This is a genomic window from Hydrogenophaga pseudoflava NBRC 102511 (assembly GCF_001592285.1).
Taxonomy (GTDB): domain Bacteria; phylum Pseudomonadota; class Gammaproteobacteria; order Burkholderiales; family Burkholderiaceae_C; genus Hydrogenophaga; species Hydrogenophaga pseudoflava.
In genome coordinates this window covers 128,608-149,794 of the sequence record NZ_BCWQ01000010.1, presented here as the reverse complement: position 1 = coordinate 149,794, position 21,187 = coordinate 128,608, and the positions used below count along the sequence as shown (strand labels likewise).

Here is a 21,187-nt window from a genome sequence, read left to right as displayed (position 1 = left end):
GCGTTGGCCGACAGTCCGTTCCACGGCGGCGGACCTGCAGGGCCCCGCCGCCCAGGCGGTCACCGGGCAGAAAGCACGGCGGCTGTGCCGAACGAACCCCTTGCTGAGGAAATGCCATGAAAGCTCCTGATCTGCGCGGCCTGAACCCCGCCCCCGTGACCCCCTTCACCCGCGACGGCGCCGTCGACTACGCGGCCATCCAGCGCCTGGGCCGCTGGCTGGCCAGCGTGGACGGCGTCAAGAGCCTGACCGTGCTTGGCCACGCTGGCGAGGGCACCTTCCTCGAACGCGACGAGCAGTTCAAGGTCATCGAAGCCTTCCGCAAGGCGGTGGACGACAAGCTGCCCATCATCGCGGGCATCACGCTCGAAGGCACCCAGGTGGCGGCCGCCGAAGCCCGGCGCGCTGTGGAGGCCGGCGCTTCGGCCGGCCTGGTCTATCCCTCGCACGGCTGGCTGCGCTTCGGCTACCAGAAGGGCGCACCGCAGGACAAGTACAAGGCCATCTACGAGGCCAGCGGCCTGCCGCTGATCCTGTTCCAGTACCCCGACGCCACCAAGTGCACCTACGACCTGGAAACGCAACTGGACATTGCCGCCCTGCCTGGCGTGTTCGCCATGAAGAACGGCGTGCGCAACATGAAGCGCTGGGACCGCGAGATCCCGGTCATCCGCCAGGAGCGCCCCGACCTGCAGATCCTGACCTGCCACGACGAGTACTTGCTGCACACCATGTTCGACGTGGACGGCGCGCTGGTGGGCTATGGCTGCATCGCGCCCGAGCCGCTGGTCGAGATGATCAAGGCCGGCAAGGCCAAGGACTACAAGAAGGCGCGCGAACTGCACGACCGCCTGCTGCCGGTGACCGCCAACGTCTACCACCGCGGCTCGCACATGGAGGGTTCGGTGGCGCTGAAGTGGGCACTGGTGGCGCGCGGCATCCTCGAGCACGCCACGGTGCGCAGCCCGCTGCTGCCGCTGGCCGAAGGCGCCGAGCACGAAATCGCCGCCGCCATGCGCGCCGCAGGCCTGGGCCTGGCGCAGTGAGACCCCTCAGGCGCGCCGGGCCGGCGCGCCTACCATCCACCCGTGGAGACAAGAAGCATGAAGACCAAGATCTGGATGGCCGCCCTGGCGCTGGGGCTGTCGCTGACGGCGCCGGTGCAGGCGCAGGGCCAGTTCCCGTCGGGCACGCTCAAACTGGTCGTTCCCTTTGCCGCAGGCGGCGGGGTGGACCAGGCGGCGCGCCTGCTGGGCCGGCAGCTGCAGACCGACCTGGGCGTGTCGGTGATCGTCGAGAACAAGGCCGGCGCCAGCGGCACCATCGGCGGCAAGGCGGTGCAGATGGCCCCGCCCGATGGCATGACCCTGCTGTTCTCGGCCGCCACCCACGTGCTGGCCAGGCAGGTGCTGGCCAACCCGCCCTACGACCCGCAGGCCGACTTCGCGCCCGTGGCACGTGTGGGTGAGGCGCCGCTGATGCTGGTGATCCCGCCCGGCGCACCGCAGAAGAACCTGAAGGAGGTGCTGGACGCCGCACGTGCGCAACCCGACAAGTGGACCGCCGCCGTGCCGGCCCTGGGTGCGCCCAGCCACCTGGCGACGCTGCTGCTGGCCCAGCAGGGCAGCCTCAAACTGACCATGACGCCGTACAAGGGCACCGCGCCTGCGCTGGCCGACGTGGCTGGCGGCCATGTGCAGTTGCTGATGGATTCCATCATTTCGATCCAGGCCATGGCGAAAAGCGGCAAGGTCAAGGCCATCGCCACCACCATGGCGCGCCGCAGCAAGGTGGCGCCGGACGTGCCCACCGCGGCCGAAAGCGGCTATCCCGGCATGGTCTACGAGTCCTGGTACGGCGTCTGGGCGCCCAAGGGCACGCCGGAAGACCGGGTGCAGCTGCTGAACAAGGCTGTCAACAAGGCGGTGGACCAGCTGGCGAAATCGGGCGCCCTCGACACCCTGGGGATCGAGCCGGTGCAGGAGAGCACCGAGCAGTTCCGCAAGTACGTGGCCGCCGACGTGACCCGCAGCGCCGAGCTGCTCAAGGGGGCTGGCTTCAAGCCTGAGTGAGGCGGCTCAGTTCAGCGCCATGCTGAGCTTGCGCCGGTACTGCGAGACCAGCTGCGCCTGCGGGTCTTCCTGCACCGCCGCCTTGCCCGCCAGCTCGATGCCGCCGGCGCTCTTGCCTGCGGCGGCCGGGTCGGCCTTGGGTTTGGGCGGGGTCATGAGTTCGAGCAGGCCGACGTAGGTCTTGCGCGGGGCCTCGTCGTCCCACTTCTTGTCGCGCATGATGATTTCCAGCAGCTCTTCCAGCGCGGCGGGCCACTCGCCCATGGCGATCAGCACGCGGCTCTTGGCGAAGCGGGTCTCGAAGTCGCGCTTGTTCTGGCCGATCAGCTCGTCGAACTTCTCCAGCGGCCACTGCCCGCGCGGGTCGGTTCCGACAAATTCCAGTGCGTTGAGCCACTGGGCCAGGGCGTCGAAGCGCAGCGGCACGGGGATGCGCGAGAGCGCGGGCGCCAGCGCCCCGGCGGCCTGTTCGAACAGGCCGTGGCTGATGCACTGGCGGATCAGTTCGAAACGCAAGTCGTCGTTGTCGGGCGCCTGGGCCACGGCCTGGGCCAGCTTCTCCAGCGCGGAGCCGGCCTCGGCCTCATCGGCGCCGTTGGCCAGCATCTGCTGTGCCTCGTCGGCCTCGGCCAGGGCGGCCAGCTCGTCCTCGCTGGGCAGGTGCTTGTCCAGGAAGGCCTTGATCTGGCCCTCGGGCAGCGCGCCCATGAAGCCGTCGACGGGCTGGCCGTTCATGAGCAGCACGCAGGTCGGGATGCTGCGGATGCCGAAGGCCGCGGCCAGCTGCTGCTCCTGGTCCGAGTCGATCTTGACCAGCTTGAAGCGGCCGCCGTACTCGGCCTCGACCTTCTCCAGGATGGGGCCGATGACCTTGCAGGGACCGCACCAGGTGGCCCAGAAATCGACCAGCACCGGGGTGTGCATGGAGGCTTCGATGACCTCGGCTTCGAAGTTGGCGACGGTGACGTTGATCATGGCGTGCAGCGGTGGTGTGGGGGCGGGACGTGGCGGCCGGCGTGGCGCGAAACGTAAAATCCGCACTTTACCGGAGCCGCCCGCCCGCGGGCTCCGGCTTCACCCGAGTCCCTTTCCAACAGCGCCCGCCCGGCGCGCACGAGAGCCTTCCCCATGAGCACACCCCTGGTTGGCGTCGTCATGGGTTCCAGCAGCGACTGGGACACCATGCAGCACGCCGTGCAGATCCTCAAAGACTTCGGCATCGCGCACGAGGCGCGCGTGGTCTCGGCCCACCGCATGCCCGACGACATGTTCGCCTACGCCGAAGCCGCCGCAGGCCGGGGGCTGAAGGCCATCATCGCCGGCGCCGGGGGCGCGGCCCACCTGCCGGGCATGATCGCCGCCAAGACGGTGGTGCCGGTGCTGGGCGTGCCCGTGATGTCCAAAGCGCTGTCGGGCGTGGACTCGCTGCACTCCATCGTGCAGATGCCCAAGGGCGTGCCGGTCGCGACCTTCGCCATCGGCCCCGCCGGTGCCGCCAACGCGGCGCTCTTCGCCGTGGCCCTGCTGGCCAACGAAGACCCGGCCCTGCGCCAGTGGCTGCTGGCTTTTCGCGCCGAGCAGACCGAAGCGGCGCGCAACATGACCTTGCCCGTCTGACCCCATGAGCCTCAAACCCTTGCTTCCCGGCGCCCTGTCCGACCGGGGCCAGCAGATGACCTTGGGCGTGATGGGCGGCGGCCAGCTCGGCCGCATGTTCGTGCAGGCCGCGCAGGCCATGGGCTACTTCACCGCGGTGCTGGACCCCGATCCGGCCAGCCCGGCCGGCCTGGTGGCGCACTGGCACATCGACACCGCCTACGACGACGAGCAGGGCCTGGCCCAGCTCATGCAGCGCTGCGACGCCATCACCACCGAGTTCGAGAACGTGCCCGCGCCCGCGCTCATCACCCTGGGCGCGCACCGCCCGGTGGCGCCGTCGGCCAATTGCGTGGCCGTGGCGCAGGACCGCATCCAGGAAAAGGCGCATTTCGTCCAGTGCGGGCCCGTCAGCGGCGTCTACCCCGCGCCCTACGCCGCCATCGAAACGCCCGAGCTGCTGGCCGCGGTGCCGGCCGACCTGCTGCCCGGCATCCTCAAGACCGCGCGCCTGGGTTACGACGGCAAGGGCCAGATCCGCGTGAAGAACCGCGAAGAACTCGCTGCCGCCTGGGACAAACTCGGCCGGGTGCCCTGCGTGCTGGAAAAGCTGATGCCGCTGCAGAGCGAGTGCTCGGTCATCGTGGCGCGCGGCGCCGACGGGCAGGTGGTCGCCTTCCCGGTGCAGAAGAACACCCACCACGACGGCATCCTGGCCATCACCGAGGTCTACGAGGGCGCCGTGCCGGCCGATCTGGCGGCGCGCGCGCAGGCCAGCACGGTGGCGATTGCGAACCACCTGAACTACGTTGGCGTGCTCTGCGTCGAATACTTCGTGGTCGACAACGGCCAGGGCGGCAGCGACCTGATCGTCAACGAGATGGCGCCGCGGCCGCACAACAGCGGCCACTACACGCAGAACGCCTGCGACATGTCCCAGTTCGAGGCGCAGGTGCGCACCCTGGCCGGCCTGCCGCTGCCCGTGCCGCGCCAGCACAGCCCGGCCATCATGGTCAACCTGCTGGGCGACCTCTGGTTCAACCCCAACGGCGTGCGCAGCGCCGCCAGCGAACAGCCGGTGTCGCCGCCCTGGGCGCAGGTGCTGGCGCTGCCCGGCACCCATCTGCACCTGTACGGCAAGCTCAGCGCCCGCCCGGGCCGCAAGATGGGCCACCTGAACATCACCGGCGACTCGGTGGTGCAGGTGCGCGAGACGGCTTCCAAAGTCCTCGTCCTGCTCGGCCTGCCCGCGCTGGACTGAATCCCGTGCCCCTGACCCTGAACGCCAGCGATCCGGCGGCCATTGAGCAGGCCGCGCAGCGCCTGGCCGCGGGCGGCCTGGTGGGCATGCCGACCGAGACCGTCTACGGCCTGGCGGCTGACGCCGGCAACGCCAGCGCGGTGAGCCGCATCTTCACGGCCAAGGGCCGGCCCAGCGACCACCCGCTGATCGTGCACATCCCCCCGGCCGAAGCCGGCGACTGGCGCGCGTCGGTGGCGCTGCTGGCGCACAGCGTGCCGGACTTCGCCGTGGCGCTGATGGCCGCCTTCTGGCCGGGTCCGCTGACCCTGATCCTGCCGCGCCGGCCCGAGGTGGCCGCGGTGGCGGCCGGTGGCCAGGACTCGGTGGGCGTGCGCTGCCCGGCGCACCCGGTGGCGCAGGCGCTGCTGAAGGCAGCAGGTCGGCACGGCGTGATCGGCGTGGCCGCGCCCAGCGCCAACCGCTTTGGCCGTGTCAGCCCGACCACGGCCGCGCACGTGGCCGAGGAGTTCGCCGAGCTGGGCGACGAACAACTGCTCATCCTCGACGGCGGCGCCTGCCCGGTGGGCATCGAATCGACCATCGTGGACTGCTCGCGCGGGCACCCGGTGCTGCTGCGACCGGGCATGCTCACGCCGGCGCAGATCGAGGCCGCCTGCGGTCAGCCCCTGCGCGAGCGCGACGAGGCGGCGCCCCGTGCCTCGGGCACGCTGGAGTCGCACTACGCGCCGCGCGCCAAGGTGCGGCTGATGTCGGGCGAGCAGATCCAGGCCGCGCTGGACGTACTGGGCCAGGACGCGAAGCACATCGCCGTGTACACCCGCACCACACAGCGGGCCGCGCGCGCCGTGGCGCAGCGCCGCATGCCGGCGGATGCCGCCGCCTGCGCGCAGGAGCTGTTCGCGGTGCTGCGCGAGCTGGACGCCACCGGCGTGAAGCTGATCTGGGTCGAGACGCCGCCCGAAGGCGCCGAGTGGGACGGCGTTCGCGACCGGTTGCAGCGCGCCGCGGCCTGACGCGGGCGAATCTTTCCCTCAAGTTCGGCGGCGGCCGGCCGATAGCCCCTGCAGGATGCCCGTCAGGGCGCCTGCACCTCCGTCCGCCGAACCACCTGCGAGCCCGCCGTGAACCGCAACCACTTCGCTTTCCAGAGCGTCAGCGACGACCGTCTGGCCATCAACGACGCCACGAGACACCAGTACTACAGCACCATGCAGGCCGAGACTTGCGACGACGACCTGCTGCTGGCTGCGCTCAACCGCCGCAAGGCGCGCGCGCTGATCGCCCGCCGCGACCACCGCCGGCTGGGCATCGGGCTGGTGGTCCTGGCGGTGTGTGTCGTGCCCGCACTGGTCTGGTGGCTGGGCTGAACCCCCACCCGCGGCGGCTTCAGTCGGGCAGGGCGGCGGTCCACTCGACCAGGGTGTCGAGCGCCGGGCGTGCCGCCATGGCGTTCGGGTGGTTGATGAACCCGACCACCACGTAACGACCACCGTTGCCCGCGTTCACATAGCCGGCGATGCCGGTCACGTCGCGCAGCGTGCCGGTCTTGAGCCAGGCGTTGCCATAGGCCGGGCTACCGGGCTCCCGGCCGACGCGGGCCGCCGTGCCCTTGACCCCGGCCACCGACAGCGACTGGACGAAGGTCGCGCCGCGGGGGTGGCGGGCCGCGTGCTGCAGCAGATCGCCCAGGGCCTCGGGCGTGATTCGCTCGATGCGCGAGAGGCCGGAGCCGTTTTCCATCACCGGCACGGTGTGGCGGATGCCGAAGGTGGTTCTCCACCAGCGCGCAACGATCTCGCGCGAGCGCTCCAGCCGGCCCTGGCGTTCGGGCGTGAGCCGGCCGCGCGGCACGGTCATCGAATCCACCCGCGCGGGCGCCAGCTGCCCCAGCGTGAGGAACAGCTGCTGCGCCATCACGTTGTTGCTCCACTGGTTGACGTCCGCAATGATCTCCGACAGCGGCAGCGACCTCGCCTCGTGCAGCAGGCGGGCCCGGGCCGGGGTGGCGCCCATGACCACCTTGCCGGTAAGCGCGCCGCCGCTGTTGCGCCACAGCCCTTCGAGCGCGCGCGCCGCGTAGCTGGCCGGGTCCTGGTAGGCCACCGGCCACTCCTTGTCGCCGCAGCCCACCGGGTAGCGGCCGGTGAAGCGGATCGCGTTGACGTCGTCGAAGCGGGCACCGATGGCGCCGCGCCAGTCGCCGCAGCCACCGCTGCGGGTGAGCGGCAGCGTGGCGTCCACCGCCAGCCCCGCCATGGGCGGTTCGCTGAACACTCGCGCCACGCCGGCGGCCGGGTCGGGAAAGAACTTGAGCACCACCGACTTGAAGTTCACCAGCAGCGCGTCGGGCCCGGCGTTGTAGGGCCGCAGCGCCTCGCCGTCGAAGGCACCGGGGTCGCGCGGTGGCAGGTCGAAGGCGCTGTTGTCCAGCACCATGTCGCCCAGCACGACCACCACGCCCAGGTTCTGCAGCGCCTGGAAGGCGCCCTGGATGCGTTCGAGCACCAGCTTGGGGTCGCCGCCGCCCTTGATGTAGAGGTTGCCGCGCAGCGTGCCCCGGTCCACCACGCCGTCGGTGTAGAAGCGGGTCGACCAGGTGAAGTCGGGGCCGAGCAGGTCCATCGCGGCGTAGGTGGTCACCAGCTTCATCACCGAGGCCGGGTTGACCGGCTGTTCGGTGTTGAAGCGCACCCGGGCGGCACCGGGGCCACCGACCGGCAGCACCAGGGCCGACATGGCCGCCGCGGGCACCTGGGCGCGCTGCAGCGCCGCCAGCACCGACGGCGGCAGGCCGGTCTGCACGGGGGGCGGAAGCTCCGCGGCGCGCGGCAGCGCGGTGGGTGCGGTGGGTGCGGTGGTGGACGGTGTGCCGGGGGCATGCAGACCCGTATCGGGGGTGAGGCGCAGCTCGCCGGCCGACAGCTCCTGTTCCTGCGCCTGTGCGAGCGCACCACCGCTGACCAGGGTCAGCAGCAGGCCGGTCAGCAGGGCGGCGTGCAGGGGGTGTCGCATGGAGTGCCGATTATGGGTCCGGGCCCCTCACGGATAATCCCCCGAATGCCTGTTTCCGACCTGCGTTTTCTGGCGATCGACTCCAGCACCGACACCCTGTCGGTGGCCCTGGGCTCGGGCGCGCCCGGCGAGACGCCGCTGGCGTTCACAGGACCGGGCGCGGCCCAGGCCTCGGCCACGCTGCTGCCGGCCGTGCAGTCGCTGCTGGCGCAGGCGGGCTGGTCGCTGGCCTCGCTGGACGCGATCGTGTTCGGGCGCGGCCCGGGCTCGTTCACCGGCCTGCGCACCGCCTGCTCAGTCGCCCAGGGCCTGGCCTACGGGGCCGGCGGCCGGCCGGTGCTGCCGGTGGACACCCTGCTGGCGCTGGCCGAATCGGCCCGGCTGCAGCGGATCGCCGACGGTTTGCCGGTGCCTTCCGTGATTGCCGCCCTGCTGGATGCGCGCATGGACGAGATGTATGTGGCCCTGTACGCCTGCGGCCCCGCAGGCCTGCAGACCGGGCCGCTGCAGGCGCCGCGCCTGTGTGCCCCGCAGGACCTGGGCGGCTGGCTGCGCGCCAGTGCGCCGGGCGCGGCGCGCGACGGCTTGCTGGCCGGCAATGTGTTCGAGGTGTACCGCGACCGGCTCGACCTGCCGGCGCTCCCCCGGCAGCCCGCGCTGCCCACGGCCCAGGCCCTGCTGTCGCTGGCGCCGGCGCTGCTGGCGGCGGGCCACGCGGTGGACGCACGCGACGCGCTGCCGCTGTACGTGCGCGACAAGGTCGCGCGCACCACGCTGGAACGGGAGGGCCGGGCATGACCGCCCTGGCTGCGACCTGGCCTGCGGCGGCCGCCGATCCCCAGCGCGGCCGCCGGGTGGCCTTCGAGCCCATGACGGACGCCGACCTGGACGCGGTCTGCGAGGTCGAGAAGACGGCCTATGCCCACCCCTGGTCGCGGCGCCATTTCGCCGATTCGCTGGCCAGCGGCCACCCCGCCGTGATGCTGCTGGCCGAGCCTCTGCCGGGCGAGGTGCCGCACCCGAAGCGCAGCGACGGCCGGGTGCTGCTGGGTTACCTGGTGGCCATGCCCGGTGTGGACGAGGTGCACCTGCTCAACATCACGGTCGCGCCCGCGCAGCAGCGCCAGGGCTGGGCGCGCTTCCTGCTCGACGCCCTGGTGCTGTGGTCGCGCGGCCAGGGCGCGCAGTGGCTGTGGCTGGAGGTGCGCGCGGGCAACGACCCGGCGCGCACGCTCTACACCCGCTATGGCTTCCAGCAGGTCGGCCTGCGCCGCGCTTATTACCCGGCCGGGGGACTGCAGCGCGAGGACGCGGTGGTGATGAGCCTGGACCTGGCGGTCCGCGGCCCGGGAGACGGCGCATGAGCGACGCCAACGACGACCCCACCTCCTTCGTGCCGCACCTGGACGCGCGCCAGCGTGCGATGCTGGCCGAGATGGGCGTGCGCGTCTGGGCGCCGCGCGCCGAAGCGGCCGTGGTGGAGCCTGCGCCGGCTGAGGTGCCGGCGGTGTCTGCTCCGGTGGCGCCCCCGCCGGCCGAGACCCGCCCCTCAGCCCCTCCTGCACCCGCCACCGCGCCGAGGACGGCGCCGGCTGCACCGGCCGTTGCACCGGTGGCCGTGCCGACACCACCCGCGGCCACCGAGCGCCTGCGCCCGGCCGCCGTGGCGCAGATGGACTGGCCGGCGCTGCAGGCGGCCGTGGCCGGCTGCGAGGCCTGCGGCCTGTGCAAGACACGGCGCAACACGGTGTTCGGCGTCGGCGACACGCAGACCGACTGGATGATCGTCGGCGAGGCGCCGGGCGAGAACGAGGACCTGCAGGGCGAGCCCTTCGTGGGCGCGGCCGGTCAGCTGCTGGACAACATGCTGCGTGCCGTCGGCCGCAGCCGCACGGGCGAGGGCGTCAAGGGTGCCTACATCGCCAACGTGCTCAAGTGCCGCCCGCCGGCCAACCGCAACCCCCAGCCGCAGGAGGTCGCGCAGTGCGAGCCCTACCTGGCGCGCCAGGTCGCGCTGGTGAAGCCCAAGATCATCGTGGCGATGGGGCGCTTTGCGGTGCAGTCGCTGCTGCGCACCGAGGAGCCCATCGGCCGCCTGCGCGGCCGCGTGCACCGCTACGAAGGCGTGCCGGTGATCGTGACCTACCACCCCGCCTACCTGCTGCGCACCCCGGCCGACAAGGCCAAGGCCTGGGAAGACCTGTGCCTGGCGATGGAGACGGCCGAAGGCCTCTGACGGTCCGGGGGCAGGGGTTCCCCCGGGTTGGCGGCCCGCGCCGGTCGCGCGATCCTGCGGTCATCACCAACGACGGGAGACCCCCATGACCCAGCTCTTCGACGCCCCCCTCATCGGCACCGGCCCGCGCAAGGTGCTGTGCCTGCATGGCTGGTTCGGCCATGCCCGCGGCTGGGGCCCCATGGTCCAGCACCTGGACAAGGACGCCTTCACCTACGCCTTCCTCGACCAGCGCGGCTACGGCCACCGCAAGGACAGCGGCGGCCCCTACACCATGGCCCAGATCGCGCAGGACGCGCTGGCGCTGGCCGACGCGCTGGGCTGGGACCGCTTTGCCCTGGTCGGGCATTCGATGGGCGGGCTGGCGATCCAGCAGCTGCTGGCCGACGCGCCGCAGCGGGTGCAGGCCCTGGTGGGCGTGACCCCGGTGCCGGCCTCGGGTGTGCCTTTCGACGATGCGGGCTGGACCTTCTTCTCGGCCGCGGCCAAGGACGTGGGCACGCGCCGCGCCATCATCGACCTGACCACCGGCAACCGGCTCTCGGGCGTCTGGCTCGACGGCATGGCCCGGCGCTCGCTGCAGCACTCGGATGAAACCGCGGTGGCCGACTACCTCGTGGCGTGGGCCAAGACCTCGGTGCTGGACCGGGTGCAGGGCCAGACCCTGCCGGTGCTGGTGATCGCGGGCGAACACGACCCGGCGCTGGGCGCCGAGACCTGCAAGGCCACCTGGCTGCAGCACTACCCGAATGCCACGCTGGAGGTGATGGCCAACGCCGGCCACTACCCGATGGACGAGACGCCGATCGCGCTGGCGACGTCCATCGAGCGCTTCCTGATGAAGGCGATGTGAGTCAGGTGGTTGCGGCGGAGCGTTGGGGCCGCAGACCTGCCGCCGGGCCGCCCCAAGGCAGGGTCAGCCCCCTCGGGGGGCAGCGACCCGCGCAGCGGCGGAGCGTGGGGGCCACAGCACCGTGGCGATCGAGAGCATCACCAGCGCCACGGCGGTCCAGTCCTGCCAGTGCAGCACCTCGTCCAGCCACCAGGCGCCGCTGAACACGCCCAGCACCGGGATGAACATCACCGACAGCGTGGACGCGATGGGCGGCAGCTCGCGCGCCAGCACCAGCCAGGCCACCTGCGCGAAGGCGAACACGCCGACCGCGTTGTAGGCGATGGCCGCCCACTGCGCGGGGTTGGGGGCCAGCCACTGGCCGCGCTCGAACAGCAGCGCCAGCGTCGACATCCACAGCGTGGTCGCCACCGTCATCCAGAAGCTGATCGCCAGCGTGGGCGCAGCGATGCGGGTACGGCGCATCAGCTGCGTGCCGACGGCCCAGGTGGCGGCGGCCACCAGCATCATCGCCACGCCCAGCGGCCGCCCCGAGAGGGTGGTGATCTCGTGCCACAGCAGCAGCACCACGCCCAGCGCGGCGGCGGCCACGCCGGCCCAGGCGCGCGTCACCAGCCGCTGGCCGAACCACAGAGCGCCGATCACGGCCGAGAACACCGGCATGGTGTAGCCCAGGATGGCGGCGCGCCCGCTGGAGAGCGACTGGACCGCCAGGATCGCGAGTGTGTGCCAGAAGAACATGTTGAACACGGTGAGCAGGGCCAGCTCGGGCCAGTGTTCGCGACCGATGGTGAAGGGCACGCGGCGCAGCCACAGGAAGCCGCCCAGCAGTGGCAGCCCCAGCCACATGCACAGGGCGCGGAAGGTCAGCGGTGGAAAGCCGGTGACCCCGAACTTCATGATCGGCCAGTTGATGCCCCAGACCAGGGTGAGCAGGACGAGCAGAACGAGTTGCTGGCGGGAAAGCGACATGTGCAGAGCATCACGGTGATGGGGGCGGTTGTCGATGAAGCGGAACGGATTCTTAAGCGGATTTAATAAAATCGCCCGCTTTGCCCGAATCCGACGCCTCCGGTCGGTCGTGATTGTTGTCCAACCAACGCCCGCCGGCCCATGGAAATCATCTGGTATCTGGAATTCATCGCACGGTTCTCGCTCAACCTGGGCGCAGCCAGTGTGCTGATGTTTGGCCTCTATTACAGAAGGCACCACAACCGCGACACCGCGGTCTCCGCCCTGCTGCTCAACGTGTTCGTGTTCGCCGTGCTCACGGTGCTGGCAGACGTGCAGTTCTCGCTGGCGGCGGGTTTTGGCCTGTTCGCGATCCTGGCGCTGTTCACGCTGCGCTCCGAGCAGCTGTCCCGGGTGGACATCGCCTACTTCTTCGGCAGCGCCTCGATGGCGGTGCTGTTCGCCATCAACGCGATCGACCGCGGCCTGATGGTCATCATCATCCTGGCCATGCTGGCCTCGGTCTACGTGCTGGACCACCCCAGGCTCAGCCGCCCGTTGCGCAGCACGCGCATCAAGCTGGACATGGACCGCAGCTTCGACGTGGGCGACGAGGCCGCGGTGGTCGAGGCCGTGGGGCGCCAGACCGGCCTGAAGGCGCAGCGCGTGCAGCTGGTGCGGGTGTGCGGCATCACCGAGACCGTGGAGCTGCAGGTTGAGTACTGATCGTCCGGGCGCCGTCCCCGCGTCCCGGCTGGCCGGCTTCGCCGCCATCGGCCTGGCCGAGCTGAACGGGCAGGCCGCCCTGCTCAAGCGGCTGGAGCGCAAGTACGTGCTGGACCCGGCGGCGCTGGACGGCCTGTTCGACGTGCTGCGCTTCAGCCACACGGTGCTGGAAATCGACGGCCTGCGCTCGCACGGCTACCAGAGCCGCTACTACGACACGCCCGACCTGCTGTGCTTCCGCGCCCACAACCAGGGCCGGGCCAACCGCTTCAAGCTGCGCATCCGGCGCTACGAAGACAGTGGTCTGGCCTTCTGCGAGCTCAAGGAAAAGACCCGGGTGGCGGCGACCGCCAAGTCGCGCGTCCCCCTGAGCGACCCGTCGGACCTCGGCGACGACTTCGGCGGCCTGCTCGGCCGCATCCGGCAGATCGCCGGCGCCGCGGCCGACCGCCGCTTCCTGCCGACGCTGGACGTGGGCTACCGGCGCATCACCCTGTTCGACGCGCGCGACCAGACCCGGGTCACCATCGACACCGGCCTGTCGTTCGGCCATGCCACCGAACCCGGGGTCCACCAGAGCACGGCCAGCGTGATCGTCGAGGTCAAGTCGGCGCGGCCGATGTCGCTGACCGACCGCCTGCTGCGCGATGCCGGCCTGCGGCCGCAGGCGCAGATGTCCAAGTACTGCATCGGCCTGCTGGCGTGCGGGCTCTGGACCGGTGCCAGCCGCTTCGGCGCCAACCACCGGCGGCTGGACTGCCAGCCGGTGGCGCCTGCCGCCCTGTTGGTGGCCGCGGCGGGGGTGGCGGCATGAGGTTCCTGACCGGTCTGGGCCAGGCCTTGCGTTGTCTGGTGCTGCTGCTGGCCTGCGCGTGCTGGCCGGCGCAGGCGGCCGACATCATCAGCCCGCCGCAGTTCTCGCACGAGGCGGGGTTCCATCCCTACACCTTCAAGCTCAAGCTCTACCATCCCGACGCCGGGGTCTCGATCTTCTACACGCTGGACGGTTCGACGCCCTACGTGCAGTTCCCCTACGAGCGCAGCTTCCAGTACAAGACCGCCTACCGCCGCTCGCCGCGCAGCAAGGACGGTGTGCTGGAAAAAGGGCGGCTGGTGACGCTGCCGTACCGCGGGCCGATCAAGCTCTCCCGCGTGTTGAGCGGCGCGGGCCGCTACGCCCGCATCCCCACCAGCTACGGCGACCAGCCGGTGGCGCATCTGCCACCGGCACCCCCCGGCGCGGACCCCTATGGGTTGCAGCGGGTGTGGGACGAGTTCCTGGAGTACTCGCGCAATGGGATCGACGCCTGGGCGGGTGCAGACCCGGCGCAGGCGCTGGTGCACCCCCGCGCCAGCGATGGCCAGGTGGACCGGGCCGTGGTGGTGCGGGCGGTGGCGGTCGGTCCGCGCGGCGAGCGCAGCCACGTCGTGACCCGCAGCTTCTTCTTCGGCAACCCGGCGCGTTTCAACCTGCCGGTGGTGGTGCTCACGGCCGACCCTGAGGACCTGTTCGGCCACGAGCAGGGCGTGCTGGTGGCCGGGCGGCGCTTCGACGCCTGGCGCGAACGACATCCGCACCACACCGCCACCGCGGGCACGGCCGACGCCAACTGGCGCGACGAGGGCGACAGCTCCGAGCGCGCCGTGCACGTGGAATACCTGGGCATGGAAAACGGCCGGCTGCAGTCCCAGCCGGCCGCGCAGTCGGCGGGTCTGCGGGTGCACGGGGCCTTCAGCCGGGCGGCGACCAACAAGTCCATGCGCCTGCACGCACGCAAGCGCTACGGCCAGGACGACATGGACGTGTTCGGTTCCATGGACCGGCCCTTTCCGGCCAAGCAGGTCATCCTGCGCAACGCGGGCAACGACCGCACGGGGGCGCTGTTCCGGGACGCCGTGCTGCACCGGGTGATGGACGGCCTGCACCTGGAGGTCTCGCGCAGCCGCCCGGTGTCGGTGTTCGTCAACGGCGAGTACTGGGGGCTGTTCAACCTGCGCGAGCGCCTGGGCGATGACCACTTCGCCGGGTTGGCCGGGGTCAAGGACTCGGACATCGAACTCAGCCGGAACTACGGGGTCTCGGAGGAGCAGCCGGGCATGGCGACCGAATGGCTGGACCTGATCGGGCGCATCGAGGCTGCCACGGCGGCGGGCCGCCCGGCGGGGCCGGTGGCCGAGGCCGAGATGGACCTGGCCAGTTACATCGACCTGCACATCGCGCAGATCTATGTCGGCAACATCGACTGGCCCTTCAACAACATGCAGGCCTGGCGGGTGCGTCCGTCGGCCTCGGTGCCCCCGCGGGCCCAGGCGCACCGCAAATGGCACTGGTCGGCCAACGACATGGACGCTTCCTTCCACGTGCCGGGCACCCCCAAGCTGACCGACATGCTGTCGGATCAGGGGCCGCGCGGCCGGCCGGACCTGGCCTGGAGCACCCGGCTGTTCCGCGCGCTCATGAAGGACCCGGCGGTCCGGGCGCGGTTCCTGCAGCGTTATGTGGACCTGCTGAACACCCGCTTCGCACCGGAGCGCGTGCACCGATTTGTCGACCAGTACCGCGGGGAGATCGCCACCGAAGTGCCGCACCACATCAACCGCTGGCGCGTGCCGGCCGACGTGGCGGCCTGGGAGCGCTCGGTCCGCCACGTCAAGGGGTTTGCCAGCCAGCGGGTGGGGGCGCAACTGGCGGAGTTCCAGTCGCTGTTCGGGCTGGAGGCGCCGGTGGCGATCCAGCTGGGGCCGCTGGTGCCGGGCGCGGTGCTGCAGGTCAACGGACTGCGCCACGAGGGCGATCCGTCGCAGCCGGTGACGCTGCGCTACTTCAAGGGCATGGCGCTGAAGATCGAGGTGCTCGAAGGCCCGTGCCGCCGCGTCCAAGGCTGGCAGGGGCAGGGCACCCGTGCGGCGTCGCTGGACCTGGTGGTGGACCAGCCGCTGGTGCTGCGGCCCGTGCTGGGCCCGTCCTGCGAGCCTGCGAGCGCCGCCGCGCGACCACAGGGTTCGTAAAATTCGGGGATGACCTTCCTCGACATGCTGGGCGCGGCAGAGCGCCAGAACCAGTCCCTGCTCTGCGTCGGCCTCGACCCCGACCCCGCGAAATTCCCGGCCGGCCTGAAGGGCGACGCCTCGAAGATCTACGACTTCTGCGCCGCCATCGTCGAGGCCACGGCCGACACCGTGATCGCCTTCAAGCCGCAGATCGCCTACTTCGCCGCGCACCGCGCCGAGGACCAGCTCGAAAAGCTGATGCGGCACATGAAGGCGGTGGCGCCGCAGGTGCCGGTGATCCTGGACGCCAAGCGCGGCGACATCGGCAGCACCGCCGAGCAGTACGCCATCGAGGCTTTTGAGCGCTACGGCGCCGATGCCGTGACCCTCTCGCCCTTCATGGGCTTCGACTCGGTCCAGCCCTATCTGAAGTACCCCGGCAAGGGCGCCTTCCTGCTCTGCCGCACCTCCAACCCCGGCGGCGACGACCTGCAGAACCAGCGCCTGGCCTCGGTGGACGGCCAGCCGCGGCTGTACGAACACGTGGCCGGCCTCGCGCAAGGGCCGTGGAACCTCAACGGCCAGCTGGGTCTGGTGGTCGGCGCCACCTACCCGGCCGAGATCGAGCGCGTGCGCGAACTGGCCCCGACCCTGCCGCTGCTGATTCCCGGTGTGGGCGCGCAGGGCGGCGACGCGGTGGCCACCATCCGCGCCGGTTACCGCACCCGGGGCGGGGCGACCACCGGCCCGGTGATCGTCAACAGCTCGCGCGCCGTGCTGTACGCGTCCGGTGGCGCCGACTTCGCGGCCGCCGCGCGCGCCGAGGCGCTGCGCACGCGCGAGGTCCTGAACGCGGCCAAGGCCTGAACGGAGGCCGACCATGAAGCTCTACGTGTCGCCCCGGGCCCCCAACCCGCGCCGGGTGCAGATGTTCCTGGCCGAAAAGGGCATCGACCTGGCCGCGGCCGGCATCGAACTGGTGAACGTCGACCTCAACGCCCAGGAACACAAGAGCGCCGCCTTCCGCGCCAAGAGTCCGCTGGCGCGCATCCCCGCGCTGGAATTCGACGACGGGCGCGTGCTGACCGAAACCCGGGCCATCTGCACCTGGATCGAAGGGCAGCACCCCGAGCCCAACCTGATGGGCGTGGACGCCACCGAGCGGGCCTTCATCGAGATGGCCGACCGGCGCATCGAGTGGTACTTCCTGCTGCCCATCGCCAACTGCGTGCGCCACACCCACCCAGGCCTGGCGCCGCTGGAGCAGCCGCAGTTCCCCGACTTCGGCCGCTCGCAGGGCGAGAAGCTGCGCGAGACCGCGGCCTGGCTGGATGCCGAGCTGCAGCGCCAGCCCTGGATGGCGGGCGAGCGCTTCACGATCGCCGACATCACTGCGTTCTGTGCCATCGAGTTCGCGAAACTGATGCGCTTCAACGCCGGCGAGCAAGGGTTTTCCGCCTTGCAAGCCTGGCGCGACCGGGTCGCGCAGCGCCCCGCCGCACGGGCCTGAACCCAATGCCGGACGCCCCGCCGGGGCATCCGTGGGGCCCTTCATGTTGGGTGGCTATGATCTGCGCCCATGCTGTCCATTTGTCATCGCTCGGGCCTGGGTCTGGTTTTGTGTGCGTCCGCCGTCGCCGCGTCTGCTGCCGACGATGACTGGCTCACCATCGAAGGCGATTACCTGATCGGCGCCTCGGTCGTGTCCGGCAACGGACACATCGGCGACGCGCCGGTGCGCTACGACTTCAAGCCCATGTGGGCCTTCCAGCTGGGGCCTTTCCGGGTGTCGCGCTCCCGCGCCTCCAGCCTGCTCAAGGCGGGCCGGGAGGAACTGGAAACCGGGGTCAGCGCCGACTTCGGCATCTTCAACGACTGGCGCCTGGGCGCTTCCCTGCGCATGGACAACGGGCGCGACTTCGGTGGCGACCCCCGCTTTCGCGGCCTGCCCGACATTCCGTCCACCCTGCGCGCCCGCATTTCCACCGGCTCGGCGCTGGGCGAGCGCTGGAGCTGGAGCACCAGCATCGACAAGGACCTGCTGGGGCGGCGGGGCGGGTCCCGGCTGTCGGCCGGGCTCGGCTACCGCCACCCGTTGACGGAACACAGCTACTGGGACTTCGGGCTGGGCGCGACCTACGGCAACGAGACCTACCTGCAGACCCATTACGGCATCACGCCCGAAACGGCTCAGAGCGTCGGGCGTTCGCCCTTCACCCTCAGCAGTGGCTGGGAGAACATGCGCACCAGCCTGCAGTACACCCATGTGCTGAGCGAGCACTGGGTGCTGTTCGGTGGCCTGGACCTCTCGCGCATGCTGTCGGCGCCCTCGCGCAGCCCGCTGGTGGGCCGCAAGACGACGCATTCGATCAGCGCCGGCATCGCTTTCCGCGGCAAGCGCTGATCCTCAGCGACTGAGCAAGCGCGCCAGATAGCGCCCGGTGTGGCTGGCCTCGCAGGCCGCCACGTCTTCCGGCGTGCCCTGCACCACCACCGTGCCACCGCCCGAGCCGCCTTCGGGGCCCATGTCGATCAGCCAGTCGGCGGTCTTGATCACATCAAGGTTGTGCTCGATCACGACGATGGTGTTGCCCGCGTCGCGCAGCTGGTGCAAGACCTTGAGCAGCAGCTCGATGTCGGCGAAGTGCAGGCCGGTGGTCGGCTCGTCCAGGATGTAGAGCGTGCGGCCGGTGTCGCGCTTGCTCAGCTCCTGGGCCAGCTTGACGCGCTGCGCCTCACCGCCCGAGAGCGTGGTGGCGCTCTGGCCCAGGCGCACATAGCTCAGGCCCACGTCCAGCAGGGTCTGCAGCTTGCGGTGCAGGGTGGGCACGGCGCTGAAGAACTCGGCCGCCTGCTCAACCGTCATGTCCAGGATCTGCGCGATGTTGCGGCCCTTGTACTGGACCTCCAGCGTCTCGCGGTTGTAGCGCCGGCCGTGGCAGACCTCGCAGGGCACATAGACATCGGGCAGGAAGTGCATCTCCACCTTGACCACGCCGTCGCCCTGGCAGGCCTCGCAGCGGCCGCCGGCCACGTTGAAACTGAAACGGCCCGGCCCGTAGCCGCGTTCGCGCGCGGTCGGCACCTCGGCCATCAGCTCGCGGATGCCGGTGAACAGGCCGGTGTAGGTGGCGGGGTTGCTGCGTGGCGTGCGGCCGATGGGGCTCTGGTCGACGTTGATGACCTTGTCGAAGTGTTCGATGCCCTCGATGGCCTCGTGTTCGGCCGGCTCGTCGTGCGAGCGGTAGAGCGTGCGCGCCACCGCGGCGTACAGCGTGTCGTTGACCAGCGTCGATTTGCCCGAGCCGGAGACGCCGGTCACGCAGGTCAGCAGCCCGACCGGGAAGGCCACGCTCACGTCCTTGAGGTTGTGGCCCTTGGCGCCGCGCACGCGGATTTCCTGCAGCTCGCCCAGCGTGGCCTCGTGCGAGGCCTGGCGTTCGGCGCGGCGCTCGGCGGCCGGGCTCATGGGAAACCTCGACTTGACCGGCGCCGCCTTCACCTCGGGCTTGATCACCGGCAGCCAGGGCGTGCGCCGCGCGGGCACCGCGATCTGCTTGGTACCGCTGAGGTACTGGCCGGTGAGTGAATTCGGATCGGCCATCACCACCGCCGGCGTGCCCTGCGACATCACGCGCCCGCCGTGCACGCCCGCGCCGGGTCCGATGTCGATCACGTGGTCGGCGGTGCGGATCATGTCCTCGTCGTGCTCGACCACCAGCACGGTGTTGCCCAGGTCGCGCAGGTGCTGCAGCGTGCCGATCAGGCGGTCGTTGTCGCGCTGGTGCAGGCCGATGCTGGGCTCGTCCAGCACGTACATCACGCCCGACAGACCCGAGCCGATCTGGCTGGCCAGTCGGATGCGCTGGGCCTCGCCGCCGCTGAGTGTGTCGGCGCTGCGGTCCAGGCTCAGGTAGTTCAGGCCCACGTCGTTGAGGAACTTCAGGCGCTGGCGGATTTCGTTCACCACGCGCGCGGCGATGTCGGCCTTGGCCCCCTGCAGTTCGAGGCGACGGAAGTAGTCCAGCGCCTCGCCCAGGGTGATGTGGCTGACCTTGTAGATCGGCTGGCGCTGTTCGCCGTCGCCCACGAACACATGGCGCGCTTCCTTGCGCAGCCGCGTGCCGCCGCATTCGGGGCAGGGCTGGGTGCTGCGGTAGCGCGCCAGCTCTTCGCGCACCGCGACCGAATCGGTCTCGCGGTAGCGGCGCTCGAAGTTGCGGATGATGCCTTCGAAGGGGTGTTTCTTCGTGACCTTCTTGCCCGCGCGCTCGCCCGATTCCAGCGCGTAGCTGAATTTGATCTCTTCCTCACCCGAACCGTAGAGCAGCACCTGCCGCACCTTGTCCGGCAACGATTCCCACGGCGCCTCGGGGTCGAAACCGTAGTGCGCCGCCAGGCTCTCGATCATCGCGAAGTAGTAGCCGTTGCGCCGGTCCCAGCCCTTGATGGCGCCGCTGGCCAGGCTCAGTGTGGGGAAGGCGACCACGCGCTCGGCGTCGAACACCTCGGTGTGGCCGATGCCGTCGCAGGCCGGGCAGGCGCCCAGGGGCGAGTTGAACGAGAACAGGCGCGGCTCCAGCTCGCCCACGGTGTGGGTGCAGACCGGGCAGGCGAACTTGGCCGAAAACGCCTGCTCGGCGCCGGTGTCCATGTCCACCGTCAGCGCGCGGCCTTCGGCCAGACGCAAGGCCGCTTCAAAGCTTTCGGCCAGGCGCTGACGCTGTGGATTCGCGCCTTCTTCGTCGGCGGAGCGCACCTTGATGCGGTCGATCACCACGTCGATGTTGTGCTTCTCGGTCTTCTTCAGCGCCGGCAGGGCTTCGGCCTCGACCACCTCGCCGTTCAGGCGGAAGCGCACATAGCCCTGGGCCTGCATCTCGGCGAACAGATCGGCGAACTCGCCCTTCTTCTCGCGCGCCACCGGCGCCAGGATCATCAGCCGGGTGCCTTCGGGCAGGGCCAGCACCGTGTCCACCATCTGCGCCACGCTCTGCGACGCCAGCGGCAGGTCGTGGTCCGGGCAATAGGGCGTGCCGGCGCGGGCGTAGAGCAGGCGCAGGTAGTCGTGAATCTCGGTCACCGTGCCCACGGTGGAGCGCGGGTTGTGGCTGGTGGCCTTCTGCTCGATGGCGATGGCGGGCGACAGGCCTTCGATCAGGTCCACGTCGGGCTTGTCCATCAGCTGCAGGAACTGCCGCGCGTAGGCGCTCAGGCTCTCCACATAGCGGCGCTGGCCCTCGGCGTACAGCGTGTCGAAGGCCAGGCTGGACTTGCCCGAACCCGACAGGCCGGTGATCACCACCAGCGACTGCTTGGGGATGTCCAGGTCGATGTTCTTGAGGTTGTGCGTGCGCGCGCCGCGCACCGACAGGGTGGTGGCGGTGGGGTGGGCGGCGGGGGCGGTGAGCTTGGAATCCACGGGAGGGGCATCAGATGGGCAACCCGACATGATAAGAGGCCGGTCCTTTCCCGGCCAAACCCCG

At 70.7% G+C, this 21,187-nt stretch carries 20 protein-coding genes; 16 read left to right on the top strand and 4 right to left on the bottom strand.

Annotated elements, in window-relative coordinates; genetic code table 11:
• Window positions 1-116 precede the first annotated feature (116 nt).
• Window positions 117-1,046 carry a dihydrodipicolinate synthase family protein gene (locus HPS01S_RS13710; protein WP_066157013.1) on the top strand — a complete coding sequence of 310 codons (930 nt, stop codon included), beginning with the start codon at window positions 117-119 and terminating at the stop codon, window positions 1,044-1,046.
• A gap of 57 nt (window positions 1,047-1,103) precedes the next feature.
• The gene (locus HPS01S_RS13705) at window positions 1,104-2,072 is read left to right on the top strand and encodes a Bug family tripartite tricarboxylate transporter substrate binding protein (RefSeq protein ID WP_066157010.1); all 969 of its coding nucleotides are present in this window, start codon (window positions 1,104-1,106) and stop codon (window positions 2,070-2,072) included.
• 6 nt (window positions 2,073-2,078) lie between these two features.
• Here the strand turns inward: HPS01S_RS13705 and trxA are convergent, their stop codons facing one another.
• The gene (trxA, locus tag HPS01S_RS13700; protein ID WP_066157008.1) at window positions 2,079-3,047 is read right to left on the bottom strand and encodes a thioredoxin; all 969 of its coding nucleotides are present in this window, start codon (window positions 3,045-3,047) and stop codon (window positions 2,079-2,081) included.
• Between the two features lie 153 nt (window positions 3,048-3,200).
• Between trxA and purE the strand changes: the two genes are divergently transcribed.
• The 4 genes from purE to HPS01S_RS13680 all read left to right on the top strand — a co-directional run bounded on the left by purE (window position 3,201) and on the right by HPS01S_RS13680 (window position 6,299).
• Window positions 3,201-3,689: a 5-(carboxyamino)imidazole ribonucleotide mutase gene (gene purE / locus HPS01S_RS13695; protein ID WP_066157005.1), complete on the top strand. Its 489-nt coding sequence runs from the start codon at window positions 3,201-3,203 to the stop codon at window positions 3,687-3,689.
• A gap of 4 nt (window positions 3,690-3,693) precedes the next feature.
• Window positions 3,694-4,929, top strand: a complete 1,236-nt coding sequence (locus HPS01S_RS13690; RefSeq protein WP_066157002.1) for a 5-(carboxyamino)imidazole ribonucleotide synthase — start codon at window positions 3,694-3,696, stop codon at window positions 4,927-4,929.
• An 11-nt stretch (window positions 4,930-4,940) separates the two neighbouring features.
• Window positions 4,941-5,945 (top strand): L-threonylcarbamoyladenylate synthase, encoded by a 1,005-nt coding sequence (locus HPS01S_RS13685; RefSeq protein WP_066157178.1) that lies wholly within the window; start codon window positions 4,941-4,943, stop codon window positions 5,943-5,945.
• A 108-nt stretch (window positions 5,946-6,053) separates the two neighbouring features.
• Window positions 6,054-6,299 (top strand): hypothetical protein, encoded by a 246-nt coding sequence (locus tag HPS01S_RS13680; protein WP_066157000.1) that lies wholly within the window; start codon window positions 6,054-6,056, stop codon window positions 6,297-6,299.
• Window positions 6,300-6,318: 19 nt separating this feature from the next.
• Here the strand turns inward: HPS01S_RS13680 and dacB are convergent, their stop codons facing one another.
• Window positions 6,319-7,944: a D-alanyl-D-alanine carboxypeptidase/D-alanyl-D-alanine endopeptidase gene (gene dacB, locus HPS01S_RS13675; RefSeq protein ID WP_066156996.1), complete on the bottom strand. Its 1,626-nt coding sequence runs from the start codon at window positions 7,942-7,944 to the stop codon at window positions 6,319-6,321.
• A 45-nt stretch (window positions 7,945-7,989) separates the two neighbouring features.
• Between dacB and tsaB the strand changes: the two genes are divergently transcribed.
• From tsaB to HPS01S_RS13655, 4 genes are all read left to right on the top strand, one after another.
• Window positions 7,990-8,742, top strand: coding sequence for a tRNA (adenosine(37)-N6)-threonylcarbamoyltransferase complex dimerization subunit type 1 TsaB (tsaB, locus tag HPS01S_RS13670; protein ID WP_066156993.1), 753 nt, complete (start codon window positions 7,990-7,992; stop codon window positions 8,740-8,742).
• Window positions 8,739-9,308: a ribosomal protein S18-alanine N-acetyltransferase gene (rimI, locus tag HPS01S_RS13665; protein ID WP_084397369.1), complete on the top strand. Its 570-nt coding sequence runs from the start codon at window positions 8,739-8,741 to the stop codon at window positions 9,306-9,308. The genes tsaB and rimI overlap by 4 nt, the downstream gene beginning before the upstream one ends.
• Complete coding sequence (locus HPS01S_RS13660; RefSeq protein WP_066156990.1) at window positions 9,305-10,180, top strand: uracil-DNA glycosylase; 876 nt, start codon at window positions 9,305-9,307, stop codon at window positions 10,178-10,180. Before rimI ends, HPS01S_RS13660 begins: the two co-directional genes overlap by 4 nt.
• 85 nt (window positions 10,181-10,265) lie before the next feature.
• Window positions 10,266-11,033: an alpha/beta fold hydrolase gene (locus HPS01S_RS13655; protein ID WP_066156988.1), complete on the top strand. Its 768-nt coding sequence runs from the start codon at window positions 10,266-10,268 to the stop codon at window positions 11,031-11,033.
• A 63-nt stretch (window positions 11,034-11,096) separates the two neighbouring features.
• Here the strand turns inward: HPS01S_RS13655 and HPS01S_RS13650 are convergent, their stop codons facing one another.
• Window positions 11,097-12,005: a DMT family transporter gene (locus tag HPS01S_RS13650; protein WP_066156986.1), complete on the bottom strand. Its 909-nt coding sequence runs from the start codon at window positions 12,003-12,005 to the stop codon at window positions 11,097-11,099.
• A gap of 141 nt (window positions 12,006-12,146) precedes the next feature.
• Between HPS01S_RS13650 and HPS01S_RS13645 the strand changes: the two genes are divergently transcribed.
• The 6 genes from HPS01S_RS13645 to HPS01S_RS13620 all read left to right on the top strand — a co-directional run bounded on the left by HPS01S_RS13645 (window position 12,147) and on the right by HPS01S_RS13620 (window position 18,105).
• On the top strand, window positions 12,147-12,710 hold the full coding sequence (locus tag HPS01S_RS13645) for a DUF4956 domain-containing protein (protein WP_066156983.1): 564 nt from the start codon (window positions 12,147-12,149) through the stop codon (window positions 12,708-12,710).
• Window positions 12,700-13,524, top strand: coding sequence for a polyphosphate polymerase domain-containing protein (locus HPS01S_RS13640; RefSeq protein WP_066156981.1), 825 nt, complete (start codon window positions 12,700-12,702; stop codon window positions 13,522-13,524). The genes HPS01S_RS13645 and HPS01S_RS13640 overlap by 11 nt, the downstream gene beginning before the upstream one ends.
• Entirely contained in the window at window positions 13,521-15,719 is a 2,199-nt protein-coding gene (locus tag HPS01S_RS13635; protein WP_066156978.1) for a CotH kinase family protein, read from the top strand. The genes HPS01S_RS13640 and HPS01S_RS13635 overlap by 4 nt, the downstream gene beginning before the upstream one ends.
• A 9-nt stretch (window positions 15,720-15,728) precedes the next feature.
• The gene (gene pyrF / locus HPS01S_RS13630) at window positions 15,729-16,568 is read left to right on the top strand and encodes an orotidine-5'-phosphate decarboxylase (protein WP_174545250.1); all 840 of its coding nucleotides are present in this window, start codon (window positions 15,729-15,731) and stop codon (window positions 16,566-16,568) included.
• 13 nt (window positions 16,569-16,581) lie between these two features.
• Window positions 16,582-17,211, top strand: a complete 630-nt coding sequence (locus HPS01S_RS13625) for a glutathione S-transferase family protein (RefSeq protein ID WP_066156971.1) — start codon at window positions 16,582-16,584, stop codon at window positions 17,209-17,211.
• Window positions 17,212-17,280: 69 nt separating this feature from the next.
• Window positions 17,281-18,105, top strand: a complete 825-nt coding sequence (locus tag HPS01S_RS13620; protein ID WP_066156969.1) for a MipA/OmpV family protein — start codon at window positions 17,281-17,283, stop codon at window positions 18,103-18,105.
• A gap of 3 nt (window positions 18,106-18,108) precedes the next feature.
• On the opposite strand, the gene uvrA is transcribed toward HPS01S_RS13620, so the two are convergent.
• On the bottom strand, window positions 18,109-21,153 hold the full coding sequence (uvrA, locus tag HPS01S_RS13615) for an excinuclease ABC subunit UvrA (protein ID WP_084397367.1): 3,045 nt from the start codon (window positions 21,151-21,153) through the stop codon (window positions 18,109-18,111).
• Window positions 21,154-21,187: the final 34 nt, after the last annotated feature.

What these genes read in the sequence shown, in the direction of transcription:
- HPS01S_RS13650 (WP_066156986.1), bottom strand. Translation starts at nt 12,005, where the DNA reads ATGTCGCTTTCCCGCCAGCAACTCGTTCTGCTCGTCCTGCTCACCCTG.
- HPS01S_RS13635 (WP_066156978.1), top strand. Translation starts at nt 13,521, where the DNA reads ATGAGGTTCCTGACCGGTCTGGGCCAGGCCTTGCGTTGTCTGGTGCTG.
- HPS01S_RS13625 (WP_066156971.1), top strand. Translation starts at nt 16,582, where the DNA reads ATGAAGCTCTACGTGTCGCCCCGGGCCCCCAACCCGCGCCGGGTGCAG.
- HPS01S_RS13655 (WP_066156988.1), top strand. Translation starts at nt 10,266, where the DNA reads ATGACCCAGCTCTTCGACGCCCCCCTCATCGGCACCGGCCCGCGCAAG.
- purE (WP_066157005.1), top strand. Translation starts at nt 3,201, where the DNA reads ATGAGCACACCCCTGGTTGGCGTCGTCATGGGTTCCAGCAGCGACTGG.
- uvrA (WP_084397367.1), bottom strand. Translation starts at nt 21,153, where the DNA reads ATGTCGGGTTGCCCATCTGATGCCCCTCCCGTGGATTCCAAGCTCACC.
- HPS01S_RS13620 (WP_066156969.1), top strand. Translation starts at nt 17,281, where the DNA reads ATGCTGTCCATTTGTCATCGCTCGGGCCTGGGTCTGGTTTTGTGTGCG.
- HPS01S_RS13710 (WP_066157013.1), top strand. Translation starts at nt 117, where the DNA reads ATGAAAGCTCCTGATCTGCGCGGCCTGAACCCCGCCCCCGTGACCCCC.
- tsaB (WP_066156993.1), top strand. Translation starts at nt 7,990, where the DNA reads ATGCCTGTTTCCGACCTGCGTTTTCTGGCGATCGACTCCAGCACCGAC.
- HPS01S_RS13690 (WP_066157002.1), top strand. Translation starts at nt 3,694, where the DNA reads ATGAGCCTCAAACCCTTGCTTCCCGGCGCCCTGTCCGACCGGGGCCAG.
- dacB (WP_066156996.1), bottom strand. Translation starts at nt 7,944, where the DNA reads ATGCGACACCCCCTGCACGCCGCCCTGCTGACCGGCCTGCTGCTGACC.
- HPS01S_RS13660 (WP_066156990.1), top strand. Translation starts at nt 9,305, where the DNA reads ATGAGCGACGCCAACGACGACCCCACCTCCTTCGTGCCGCACCTGGAC.
- trxA (WP_066157008.1), bottom strand. Translation starts at nt 3,047, where the DNA reads ATGATCAACGTCACCGTCGCCAACTTCGAAGCCGAGGTCATCGAAGCC.
- HPS01S_RS13645 (WP_066156983.1), top strand. Translation starts at nt 12,147, where the DNA reads ATGGAAATCATCTGGTATCTGGAATTCATCGCACGGTTCTCGCTCAAC.
- HPS01S_RS13705 (WP_066157010.1), top strand. Translation starts at nt 1,104, where the DNA reads ATGAAGACCAAGATCTGGATGGCCGCCCTGGCGCTGGGGCTGTCGCTG.
- pyrF (WP_174545250.1), top strand. Translation starts at nt 15,729, where the DNA reads ATGACCTTCCTCGACATGCTGGGCGCGGCAGAGCGCCAGAACCAGTCC.
- rimI (WP_084397369.1), top strand. Translation starts at nt 8,739, where the DNA reads ATGACCGCCCTGGCTGCGACCTGGCCTGCGGCGGCCGCCGATCCCCAG.